The organism is Ruegeria sp. CJ6 (assembly GCF_056536665.1).
The window spans coordinates 971,168-982,740 of the sequence record NZ_JBQFQB010000001.1 but is presented as its reverse complement, the minus strand read 5'-3'; the positions used below and the strand labels follow the sequence as shown (position 1 = coordinate 982,740).

Sequence of the window (11,573 nt, the reverse complement as noted above, 5' to 3'; positions counted from 1 at the left end):
CTGTTTTCGCGGCAGAGACGGTTGAATTGGGCCTTCAAATCAAACTTGCGCATAATTGGTTCCTCGGTCGATCAGACACACTGATGCCAGCACTTCGCAACTTTAATAATTTACTCACGGATCGTGGCGAGATTTGGGCGCAGTGGACACTATGCTGCTCGTTTTTAACGAGATTCAGCTTTATTCCCGGTGTTATTGGTGGTTTTGTTTCGCGCCTTTGGACAATCGCGCGGCTTTCGTTAACGCCCGACTCACCAATGGAGCTGAAAAGTAAAGTTCACAAACTGATGAAAATACGTGCAGTTACTGATTGCGGTATTTGGCAAGCAGTGCGACAAAAAGTCATGACGTATCTCGTCTACCGGCACGGAGGATTTTATGACCGGCATTAAAGAACCCAGCTTTCGTGAGAGTGTTGATTTGATGTTCAACAGAGCGGCGTCTCTGATGGATTTGCCGCCCGGGCTAGAAGAGAAGATACGGGTTTGTAATGCCACCTACACCGTTCGGTTCGGGGTGCGTCTGCGGGGGCAGATCCACACCTTTACCGGATATCGTTCGGTTCATTCGGAACATATGGAGCCGGTAAAGGGTGGCATTCGCTATGCCTTGGCGGTGAACCAGGATGAGGTCGAAGCGCTCGCTGCGCTCATGACTTACAAGTGTGCACTGGTCGAAGCGCCCTTTGGTGGCTCGAAAGGGGGCCTTTGCATTGATCCTCGCCAGTATGAAGAACATGAGATGGAACAGATCACGCGTCGTTTTGCCTATGAGCTGGCAAAGCGCGATCTGATCAACCCCTCACAGAACGTGCCTGCGCCCGATATGGGAACAGGCGAGCGCGAAATGGCGTGGATGGCTGACCAATATGCGCGGATGAATACGACCGATATCAACGCGCGAGCCTGTGTGACAGGTAAACCGCTGAACGCGGGGGGCATCGCGGGCAGGGTCGAAGCAACCGGGCGCGGCATCCAATACGCGTTGCGCGAATTCTTCCGAAACCCGGAAGACGTCAAGAAGGCGAACTTGTCAGGCACGCTGGACGGAAAGCGCGTCGTCGTGCAGGGATTGGGTAACGTGGGCTATCACGCAGCCAAGTTCCTCAGCGAGGAAGACGGGTCGCGTGTGGTCGGCATCATCGAATGGGATGGCGCTCTGTACAATCCCGATGGCATCGACGTAGAAGCCGTGCGGCAGTGGATCGTCAAGCATGGCGGCGTGAAGGACTATCCCGACGCCACGCATTCCGCCGAGGGCGGCGCGGTACTTGAAGCCGAGTGTGACATCCTGATTCCGGCGGCGCTGGAGGGGGTAATAAACCTATCCAACGCCGAACGTATTAAGGCACCACTGATCATCGAGGCCGCCAACGGGCCTGTCACGGCGGGTGCTGATGAGATCATGCGCAAGAAAGGCACGGTGATCATTCCTGACATGTATGCAAACGCGGGTGGTGTGACCGTGTCCTATTTTGAATGGGTCAAAAACCTCAGCCACATCCGTTTTGGCCGGATGCAGCGGCGTCAGGAAGAAGCTCGGCATGAGTTGATCGTCAGCGAACTGGAACGGTTGGATCGGTATCTGGGTGACGCTTGGTCGATGTCTCCGGATTTCAAGGCCAAGTACCTAAAGGGCGCTGGCGAGTTGGAGCTGGTGCGTTCTGGTCTCGATGACACGATGCGCATTGCCTATCAGTCGATGAGCGAAGTCTGGCATGATCGCGCAGATGTCGACGATCTGCGCACGGCGGCCTATATCGTTGCGATCGACCGCGTCTCAAAAAGCTATCGCGCCAAGGGCCTCTGAGCGCACAGACAACAGAAGATTCTTGAGTGGCCAACCATCGGGTTGGCCATTTTTCATTTAGGTCGAAGTCGTCAGAGTGTGTGGATTGGTCGCCCAGCGACAAGTTTTCGTCGAAAACAGGAGTGGAACCGGATTCCGGCGTTGTTACTGCTGGGTGAAGTTGGTTTGATGCCGACACACCTGTAGGGAGTTCTGAATGCGTTTCTCCGGCTTACGTGTCCTGAAAGAGGGCCTGACCGGCAACAAAGGCTGGACGCCGCACTGGCGCGAGCCTGAACCGAAATCCGAATATGACATCGTCATTATCGGCGGCGGAGGTCATGGGTTGAGCACGGCCTATTATCTGGCCAAGGAACATGGTCTGACCAATATCGCTGTTCTGGAAAAGGGCTATATCGGTGGGGGCAATGTCGGGCGCAACACCACCATTGTGCGCGCGAACTATTTTTTGCAGGGCAATTCCGAGTTCTACTCGCACTCATTGAAGCTGTGGGAAGGTCTTGAGCAGGATCTGAACTACAATGTCATGCATTCGCAACGCGGGATCATCAACCTGTTCCATTCGGACGGGCAGCGTGATGCCGCTGCGCGCCGGGGCAACATGATGATCAGTCAGGGTGACGATGCTATCCTGCTCAATCGCGATGAATTGAGGCGGATGGTGCCCTATCTGAATTTCGATGACCTTAGGTTCCCTCTGTATGGCGGTCTCTACCACCCGCGCGGAGGTACAGCGCGACACGATGCCGTGGCCTGGGGCTATGCGCGCGGAGCGGACCAGCGCGGCGTGGATCTGATCCAGAACTGCGAAGTGACCGGTATTGATATCGAGAATGGCGTGGTTCGCGGTGTTCAGACCTCGCGCGGGCCGATCCGGGCCAAGAAGGTGGCGATGGTTGCTGCCGGGCGTTCAGGTCAGGTGGCGGCGATGGCTGGAATGAGGCTGCCGATTGAAAGCCATGTCTTGCAGGCCTTCGTGACCGAAGGTCTGAAGCCCTGCATCGATCATGTGGTGACCTTTGGCATGGGGCATTTCTATATCAGCCAGTCAGATAAGGGCGGTCTGGTCTTTGGCGGTGATCTGGATTTTTACGCCTCCTATGCGGCGCGAGGTAATTTACCTACCGTCGAAAGCGTGATGGAGGCCGGGATGGCGCTGATGCCGATGATCGGCAAGGCGCGGGTGCTGCGATCCTGGGGCGGGATCATGGATATGTCGCCCGATGGCTCTCCGATCATAGACCGAACGGATATTGATGGGCTCTATCTCAATTGCGGCTGGAACTATGGTGGCTTCAAGGCGGTTCCAGGTTCGGGGAATGTGTTTGCGCATCTGATTGCGACGGATCGGTATCACGAGAATGCCACCGGCTTCCGACTGGATCGTTTCCGCACCGGGCGTGGGATTATCGATGAAGAGGGCAAGGGCTCTCAGCACAATCTGCATTGAGGGGCGCGATGTTGGATTTGGGTATTATTGAAAAGATCAAGAAGGGCGCGCGGCTATGAGGATCACCTGTCCATATTGCGGCGAGCGGGATCGGCGCGAATTCTACTATCGCGGGGCGGCAGTGGATCTGGACCGACCGGCCCCGGATGCCGGTGAGGCGGCTTGGAATGATTTTGTCTACCAACGGGAAAACCCGGCAGGGCCGACACGAGAGCTTTGGTATCACGAAGGCGGGTGCGGTGCATGGATCGTGGTCACACGAAACACGGTCACGCATGAGATGATCGACGCGCAGCCGGCATCGGAGGAGCGGGCATGAGGATCGATGGAAAGGGTCTTATCGATCGTACGCAGTCGATTCCGTTTGTATTCGATGGTGCCAGCTATAGCGGCTATGCGGGCGACACCCTGACCTCAGCGCTTTTGGCGAATGGCGTACGCCTGATGGGGCGTTCGTTCAAGTACCACCGGCCTAGGGGTGTGCTGAGCGCAGGCAGCGAAGAGCCGAATGCGCTGATGACCGTGGGGGCAGGCGCAGGTCAAGAACCAAATATTCGCGCCACGATGCAAGAGATCTATCCGGGACTTGAAGCGCGCAGCCAGAATCGCTGGCCCAGCCTGAGTGTCGATTTGATGGGGATCAACGATCTGGCTTCCCCGTTCTTGGGCGCGGGTTTTTACTACAAAACCTTCATGTGGCCGAAAAGCTTCTGGGAAAAGCTATACGAGCCGATCATTCGACGTGCCGCCGGATTGGGAGCACTGTCGGGCGAAGACAATGCCGACAAGTACGAAAGCGCTTATGCCTTTTGCGATCTGCTGATTATCGGGGCAGGGCCTGCGGGGCTGATGGCCGCACTCGTTGCTGGTCGTGCCGGCGCGGACGTCATTCTGGCCGACGAAAACAGTCGCGTGGGTGGGCGTCTGCTGGCCGAGACCTATGAGGTCGACGGAAAACCGGGTCCCGATTGGGTTGACGAAGTGCTGGCCGAGTTGGCCGCGATGGACAATGTCCGCATCATGACCCGGACCACTATCGCAGGTGCCTATGACCAAGGTACCTTTGCGGCGTTGGAACGCGTTTTTCACCATACGGATCACCGCCCCAACGGGGCGCCGTTGGAAACCTATTGGCGGATCGTGGCCAAGCGGTCAGTTCTGGCGGCAGGCGCGCTGGAGCGCCCGGTCGCATTCCGCAACAATGATCGCCCGGGGATCATGACTGCTGGCGCGGTGCGGGCGTATCTAAACCGATGGGGTGTCAGCCCGGGCCGCAATGTGACGATCTTCGGAAATACTGACGATATCCATCGCACTGCGCGTGATTTGTTGGATGCTGGTGTCCATGTGGCGGCTGTGATCGATAGCCGCCATGACGCGCCCTTGTCTGACGACTACGAGGTTCTACGCGGGGCGCAAGTTTGTAACAGTTCGGGCCGTAAGGGGCTGGAGGCGATTACAGTGCGCCGCGCCAGTGGAGAAGAACGGATACACACGGATTGCCTTGCCATGACAGGGGGCTGGAATCCTTCGGTTCATCTAACGTGTCACATGAATAGCCGCCCGATCTGGAAGCGTGAGATCGAGGCCTTTGTGCCAACGCCGGGGGCCGTGCCGGGCATGGTGACAGCGGGTGCGTGCAACGGATCTTTCTCAATTACAGCCTGCCTTCGTGAAGGGATTGAGGCAGCCAAAGGCGTGCTCGGCGATCTTGGCTACAAGGCCACGAAGACTGTGCCACCGCAGGCCGAGGACACGCCATACGAGATCACGCAGCTTTGGGCCGTTCCCGGCAAAGGGCGCGCGTGGCTGGATTTCCAGAACGATGTTACAGTGAAAGACGTCAAACAGGCCGCGACTGAGAACTTCCGGTCAGTCGAGCACATGAAGCGCTATACGACGCAAGGTATGGCGACGGATCAGGGCAAGAATTCGAACGTGGCGGCGTTGGCCATTCTAGCGGACGTCACCGGGCGCGCGATACCCGAAACCGGAACCACGACGTTCCGCCCTCCGTATTCTCCTATCGCCATTGCCGCGCTGGGTGCTGGGGCTGAAGGCAAGGGTTTCAAGCCGCAACGCTTTATCACTTCGCACAAAGCGACCGTAGCGCGGAAAGCTCCGTTGGTTGAGGCCGGGTTGTGGTATCGCCCCAGCTATTTCCCAAAGGGTGGAGAAACCACGTGGCGGCAATCCTGTGACCGTGAGGTCAATATGGTGCGTCAGGCCGTCGGGGTGTGCGATGTCTCGACGCTTGGCAAGATTGACATACAGGGGCCGGATGCGGGGGCGTTTCTGGACTTCGTTTATACGAACATGTTCTCGACCCTCAAAGTTGGCCGAACGCGATATGGCCTGATGTTGCGTGAGGATGGATTCGTCATGGATGATGGCACCACCGCGCGGCTGGGAGAGACGCATTACCTGATGACCACCACCACAGCAGGTGCTGGCGATGTAATGAAGCATCTGGAGTTCGTTCATCAGGGACTGCGCCCTGATCTGGATGTCTCGTTCATCTCGGTCACCGAACAGTGGGCACAGTTTGCCGTTGCTGGGCCAAAATCGCGTGAATTGTTGAATGGTTTGCTGGGCACACCTCTTGATGAAGAAAGCTGGCCCTTCATGGCTTGTGGGTCGATCTCGGTGCTGGGTGTGCAAGGGCGTTTGTTCCGGATCTCGTTCTCGGGCGAGCATGCATATGAAATCGCCGTGCCTGCGCGCTATGGCGCGACCCTGTTCGATATTTTGACCGAGCGGGCTGAAGCGCTGGGCGGAGGTCTTTATGGGATGGAAGCGCTGAACGTTCTTCGGATCGAAAAGGGCTTTATAACGCACTCTGAGATACACGGGCGGACGACCGCGTATGATATTGGCATGGGTCGAATGGTTTCTCAGAAGAAGGACTGTATCGGTAAGACAATGTCCGAACGACCCGGCCTAGAAGAACCCGGACGCGAACGCCTGGTCGGGTTGAAACCGATTGGTGAAAGCAAAGAGCTGTTGGCAGGAGCGCATCTTTACAAAGAAGAGGCAGAACCGGTGCGGACCAATGATCAGGGCTATCTGACCTCCGTGTGTTATTCCCCGACGCTGGAAACGATGTTGGGCTTGGGCTTCCTGGCGGACGGGCCTGAGAGGTATGGAGAAATCGTGAAAATGGTCGATCATCTGCGCGGCGTGACAACCCTGTGTGAAGTGGTGAACCCGGTTTTCTTTGACGCCGAAGGAGGGCGCGTCCGTGGATAATTTGACCGCCAAAACACCCTGCGACGGGTTGCTGCCTTTGACTATCGGCTCAGTAACGCTCAGCGAAGAGGATGTAGGGGCGATCCATTCGATCTCACCTTTCAAGGGTAAGCAAAAGGCGCTATCCGAAGCTTTGAAAGCAGCGCACGGGATGGCCTATCCATCGGCCAACCGCGCAACGGGTAAGGCTGGCGCGCGGGCGATCTGGTTCGGCCCGGCGCATGCGATGCTGATCGGGCCGTCTCCTGATGCGACCCTGACCGAGAATGCTGCCATTGTGGACCAATCAGATGCCTGGGCTGTGGTCCGGTTAGAGGGTGCTGATGTCGAAGACGTACTGGCGCGCGTAGTGCCGGTTGATCTGCGCAAGGTGCATTTCAAGCGCGGCCATACCGCCCGCACCCTGCTCTTCCACATGACTGCTTCGATCACGCGCGTTGGAGAGAACGCGTTTCAGATCATGGTCTTCCGTTCAATGGCTGAGACATTGGTTCACGATTTGAAAAGGGCGATGGAAGGCACCGCCGCGCGCGGGTAAGCTGCGCTGAAAGAAACGAATCCCGGGAGATCCCCATGTTGCGTATCGCCATCGTTGCGGCCGTGCTGGCCACGCCAGTGGTTGCACAGGAAACCAAGGAACAGAGCTGCAAGTATCAGGCCGACGTTGTTGCAGCGATACAGAAAGCACGACTTGACCGGGTCAAGGAACGCGATGTGGCGCAGGCGGTGGCCGACAGTGGTCCTACCTGGCCCGAGAACTACAATGCCGCTGTTCCGCTGATCACGCCTTGGGTATATGAGCAAAAGATGCGCGACGTGCGTAAGAAGGATCTCGGAGCTGCGTGGCTGGAGTTGTGTTTACAACAATAATCCACAGTCAGATCATTTCTCTGTGGACAACCGCGCGCCATCCCCTTGGCGCGCGTTTTCATTTCTGGCAGGTTTGACTCATGTCTTTGCCCCCCGGATTTCTGGATGAACTGCGCACGCGCCTCAGCCTGTCTCAGGTTGTTGGGCGTAAGGTCATGTGGGACCAGCGCAAATCCAATCAGGGCAAGGGGGATATGTGGGCGCCTTGCCCCTTTCATCACGAAAAGACCGCCTCGTTCCACGTCGATGACCAAAAGGGATTCTATTATTGCTTTGGCTGCCACGCCAAAGGGGACGCGATCAGTTTTGTGAAAGAGACCGAGAATGTCTCTTTCATAGAAGCCGTGGAAATTCTGGCGCGCGAGGCCGGGATGCCGATGCCCGCACGCGATCCCAGGGCGCAGGAGAAACAGGACCGCCGCTCGCAACTGGCCGAGGTGATGGAGCAGGCGGTGCAGTTTTTTCGCCTGCAACTCAAGACCGGCGCAGGCGCGGGGGCGCGCGACTATCTGGGGCGCCGAGGACTGGATGCGCAGGCGGTGGATCGGTGGGAGATCGGGTTCGCGCCGGACGGCTGGCAGGCGTTGTGGGATCATCTGACCGGTAAGAGTGTCTCCGAGGACCTGATCCTTGGGGCCGGGCTGGCGAAACCTTCGAATAAGGGCAAAAAGCCCTATGACACATTCCGCAACCGCATCATGTACCCGATCCGCGACCCGCGCGGGCGGTGCATTGCGTTTGGTGGCCGGGCGATGGATCCCAATGACAACGCCAAATACCTGAACTCGCCCGAGACCGATCTGTTCGACAAAGGCCGCAGCCTCTACAACCATGGCCCCGCACGACAGGCGGCAGGCAAGGGGCAGCCTTTGGTTGTGGCCGAGGGCTATATGGACGTGATCGCTTTGGCAGAGGCCGGGTTTGGCGCGTCGGTTGCGCCATTGGGGACGGCGATCACCGAGCATCAGTTGCAACTACTTTGGCGCATCTCTGACGAGCCGATCATCGCTTTGGATGGCGATACGGCAGGGCTGCGCGCGGCGATGCGGGCGGTCGACTTGGCATTGCCGTTGCTGGAGGCGGGTAAGTCACTGCGCTTTGCGCTAATGCCTGAAGGCAAGGACCCTGACGATTTGCTGCGCGCCGAAGGCGCAGGGGCAGTTCGGTCAGTTCTGGACGGTGCCATTCCGATGGTGAAGCTGCTGTGGCAGCGCGAGACTGAGGGCAAGGTTTTTGATAGCCCAGAACGCAGATCTGCATTGGACAAAGCGCTTTGGGAGAAGATCAAGTTAATCCGAGATAAGTCGATACGAAATCACTATCGGCAGGAGATCCGGGATCTACTTTTTCATTTTTACCGCTCTCAGAAAAAGTTCCCTGCAAAAAATTGGAAATCCAATCGGGATAGGGATCGCAAAACTGCCGGACCTACACAGGGTGCACGCACTTCTTTCTTGGCTGCTAACGACAACAGCGCTGCTATTCGGCTCCGTGAAAGTGTCATTCTTGCAGTTGCTATATTGACGCCTGCTTTGGTGGTGCAGTTCGAAATTCAGATCGACGAAATGACATGCTTGGATCCCGAACTAAATGCCATGAGAGATGTCTTGTTGCGACATGCAGTTGATGATCCGGACAACATTAAAGATCATATTGTCGCAGCTTTGGGACCGGAACCCCTTGAAAACCTGCTGGCCCTTCGCCATGTCGCAGTGATCCCCTGTGTGTACAAACCGGGCGACGTTGAAAAGGCCGAGATGACGCTGGCCGAGGAACTCGCAAAGATCAAAGCGCTCCGGGGGTTGGATGCTGAGATTGCCGAAGCGGCAGAGGAATTGTCTGATCTGGCCGATGAGGCGCTGACATATCGGCTGGCGCAAGCCGCCGAAGAGCGCAACCGTACAAGCCGCAGCCAGAACGAAGACAGGGCCGTTTTCGACATCGCCGACAATGGTGCGCGAATCAACCGCGATGAGAAAGACGCGTTTGAGGCCATCACGTCTGGCATCAAATTCGAACGGAAACATCGATGAAGTGGTGTTTTCGTAAGGCACTGGAAAAGAAAAACGGGTAAACGGGTGGCCGAATCACTTCTACGCGCTAATGATTCGGTTCAAACGAATCACCCATCCCTGCAGGAGCATTGAATGGCCGCCAAGGATACGAACGAAGACCGCAAATCCGACGAGCAGGAACAGGAAATCTCGCTGGACATGAGCCAGGCCCAGGTCAAGAAGATGATCGCCGAGGCTCGCGAGAAAGGTTACATCACCTACGACCAGCTCAATCAGGTTCTGCCGCCTGATCAGGTCAGCTCGGAACAGATCGAAGATGTTATGTCGATGCTGTCCGAGATGGGCATCAACATCATCGAAGATGAAGAAGCCGAAGAAGAAGAAAACAAAGGTTCGACCGAACTGGTCACCACCGAAGGCCCGCGCGAGGTTGCGCTGGCTGGTGCTGCAACCGAAAAGCTGGATCGCACCGATGACCCCGTACGCATGTATCTGCGCGAGATGGGTTCAGTCGAACTGCTGAGCCGCGAGGGCGAGATTGCCATCGCCAAGCGGATCGAAGCCGGTCGGAACACCATGATCGCTGGTCTGTGCGAAAGCCCGCTGACCTTCCAAGCGATCACCATCTGGCATGATGAACTTTTGTCCGAAGACATTCTGCTGCGGGACGTCATCGATCTGGAAACCACTTTCGGCAACCAGATGGATGAAGACGGCGAGGTTGAAGAGCCGGTTGTCGATACCTCATCGGTGCAGGCGGCCAAGCCTGCCAAGGATGAGGGGCCGGAGCTTGACGCTGACGGCAACCCGATTGCCAATGATGATGACGATGATGACGACGATCAGGCCAACATGTCCCTGGCCGCGATGGAAGCAGCGCTGAAGGATCAGGTGCTGACCACGCTGGAACGCATCTCGACCGACTTCGCAATGCTGTCCGAAATGCAGGACAGCCGGATTTCTGCGACGCTGAATGAGGATGGCACTTTCAGCGCGAAGGACGAAGAAACCTATCAGAAGCTGCGCGCTGAGATTGTTGAACTGGTGAATGGTCTTCACCTGCACAACAACCGGATCGAAGCTCTAATCGACCAGCTCTATGGCATCAATCGCCGGATTATGTCACTGGACAGCTCGATGGTGAAACTGGCTGACCAGGCTCGCATCAACCGTCGCGAGTTCATCGATGCGTATCGTGGGCGCGAGCTGGATCCGAACTGGTTGGCTGAAATGGCTGAGAAGCCGGGCCGGGGCTGGCAGATGTTCATCGAACGCTCGACCGAAAAGGTTGAGGAACTGCGCAACGACATGGCTCAGGTTGGCCAATATGTTGGTCTGGACATCCCTGAATTCCGCCGCATCGTGCAGCAGGTTCAGAAGGGTGAGAAAGAGGCGCGGCAAGCCAAGAAGGAAATGGTCGAGGCCAACCTGCGTCTGGTGATCTCGATTGCCAAAAAGTACACGAACCGCGGCCTGCAATTCCTTGATCTTATTCAGGAAGGTAACATCGGCCTGATGAAGGCGGTGGACAAGTTCGAATACCGCCGGGGCTATAAGTTCTCGACCTATGCGACCTGGTGGATCCGTCAGGCGATCACGCGTTCGATCGCGGATCAGGCGCGCACGATCCGTATCCCGGTGCATATGATCGAAACGATCAACAAGCTGGTCCGGACAGGTCGTCAGATGCTGCACGAAATCGGCCGCGAGCCAACACCGGAAGAATTGGCCGAAAAGCTGCAAATGCCGCTTGAGAAGGTGCGCAAGGTGATGAAAATCGCCAAAGAGCCGATCAGCCTCGAAACGCCCATCGGCGACGAGGAAGACAGCCAGCTTGGTGATTTCATCGAGGATAAGAATGCCGTTCTGCCGCTGGACAGCGCCATTCAGGAAAACCTCAAGGAGACCACCACACGGGTTCTGGCCTCTCTCACCCCGCGTGAGGAACGGGTTCTGCGGATGCGCTTTGGCATCGGCATGAACACCGACCACACGCTGGAAGAGGTCGGTCAGCAGTTCAGCGTGACGCGCGAACGTATCCGCCAGATCGAGGCGAAGGCGCTGCGTAAGCTGAAACACCCGAGTAGGTCGCGTAAATTGCGGTCCTTCCTAGATCAGTAAATCGAAAGGCGCCTCATCCCGAGGCGCTTTTTTCTTTCGCCCGCTCACAATGACTGAAC

The 11,573-nt window shown here is 57.0% G+C and carries 9 protein-coding genes; all 9 read left to right on the top strand.

What is annotated here, in order from left to right; translation table 11 throughout:
* Positions 1 to 83 precede the first annotated feature (83 nt).
* A complete protein-coding gene (locus tag ACR0BT_RS04965; protein WP_170512807.1) occupies positions 84 to 392 on the top strand; it encodes a hypothetical protein in 309 nt (102 codons plus the stop codon).
* A complete protein-coding gene (locus ACR0BT_RS04960; RefSeq protein WP_170396277.1) occupies positions 379 to 1,809 on the top strand; it encodes a Glu/Leu/Phe/Val family dehydrogenase in 1,431 nt (476 codons plus the stop codon). The genes ACR0BT_RS04965 and ACR0BT_RS04960 overlap by 14 nt, the downstream gene beginning before the upstream one ends.
* Before the next feature lie 196 nt (positions 1,810 to 2,005).
* Positions 2,006 to 3,259: a sarcosine oxidase subunit beta family protein gene (locus ACR0BT_RS04955; protein ID WP_170396279.1), complete on the top strand. Its 1,254-nt coding sequence runs from the start codon at positions 2,006 to 2,008 to the stop codon at positions 3,257 to 3,259.
* Between the two features lie 55 nt (positions 3,260 to 3,314).
* Positions 3,315 to 3,578, top strand: coding sequence for a sarcosine oxidase subunit delta (locus ACR0BT_RS04950; protein WP_170626614.1), 264 nt, complete (start codon positions 3,315 to 3,317; stop codon positions 3,576 to 3,578).
* A complete protein-coding gene (locus tag ACR0BT_RS04945) occupies positions 3,575 to 6,508 on the top strand; it encodes a sarcosine oxidase subunit alpha family protein (RefSeq protein WP_480762626.1) in 2,934 nt (977 codons plus the stop codon). Before ACR0BT_RS04950 ends, ACR0BT_RS04945 begins: the two co-directional genes overlap by 4 nt.
* A complete protein-coding gene (locus tag ACR0BT_RS04940; protein WP_480762625.1) occupies positions 6,501 to 7,046 on the top strand; it encodes a sarcosine oxidase subunit gamma in 546 nt (181 codons plus the stop codon). Before ACR0BT_RS04945 ends, ACR0BT_RS04940 begins: the two co-directional genes overlap by 8 nt.
* 35 nt (positions 7,047 to 7,081) lie before the next feature.
* Positions 7,082 to 7,378, top strand: coding sequence for a hypothetical protein (locus ACR0BT_RS04935; RefSeq protein WP_170396287.1), 297 nt, complete (start codon positions 7,082 to 7,084; stop codon positions 7,376 to 7,378).
* 80 nt (positions 7,379 to 7,458) lie between these two features.
* Entirely contained in the window at positions 7,459 to 9,411 is a 1,953-nt protein-coding gene (dnaG, locus tag ACR0BT_RS04930; protein ID WP_480589934.1) for a DNA primase, read from the top strand.
* Between the two features lie 114 nt (positions 9,412 to 9,525).
* Positions 9,526 to 11,514: an RNA polymerase sigma factor RpoD gene (rpoD, locus tag ACR0BT_RS04925; RefSeq protein WP_170396291.1), complete on the top strand. Its 1,989-nt coding sequence runs from the start codon at positions 9,526 to 9,528 to the stop codon at positions 11,512 to 11,514.
* The last annotated feature ends 59 nt before the right edge of the window (positions 11,515 to 11,573 follow it).

What these genes read in the sequence shown, in the direction of transcription:
- ACR0BT_RS04965 (WP_170512807.1), top strand. Translation starts at nt 84, where the DNA reads ATGCCAGCACTTCGCAACTTTAATAATTTACTCACGGATCGTGGCGAG.
- ACR0BT_RS04960 (WP_170396277.1), top strand. Translation starts at nt 379, where the DNA reads ATGACCGGCATTAAAGAACCCAGCTTTCGTGAGAGTGTTGATTTGATG.
- ACR0BT_RS04955 (WP_170396279.1), top strand. Translation starts at nt 2,006, where the DNA reads ATGCGTTTCTCCGGCTTACGTGTCCTGAAAGAGGGCCTGACCGGCAAC.
- ACR0BT_RS04950 (WP_170626614.1), top strand. Translation starts at nt 3,315, where the DNA reads ATGAGGATCACCTGTCCATATTGCGGCGAGCGGGATCGGCGCGAATTC.
- ACR0BT_RS04945 (WP_480762626.1), top strand. Translation starts at nt 3,575, where the DNA reads ATGAGGATCGATGGAAAGGGTCTTATCGATCGTACGCAGTCGATTCCG.
- ACR0BT_RS04935 (WP_170396287.1), top strand. Translation starts at nt 7,082, where the DNA reads ATGTTGCGTATCGCCATCGTTGCGGCCGTGCTGGCCACGCCAGTGGTT.
- dnaG (WP_480589934.1), top strand. Translation starts at nt 7,459, where the DNA reads ATGTCTTTGCCCCCCGGATTTCTGGATGAACTGCGCACGCGCCTCAGC.
- rpoD (WP_170396291.1), top strand. Translation starts at nt 9,526, where the DNA reads ATGGCCGCCAAGGATACGAACGAAGACCGCAAATCCGACGAGCAGGAA.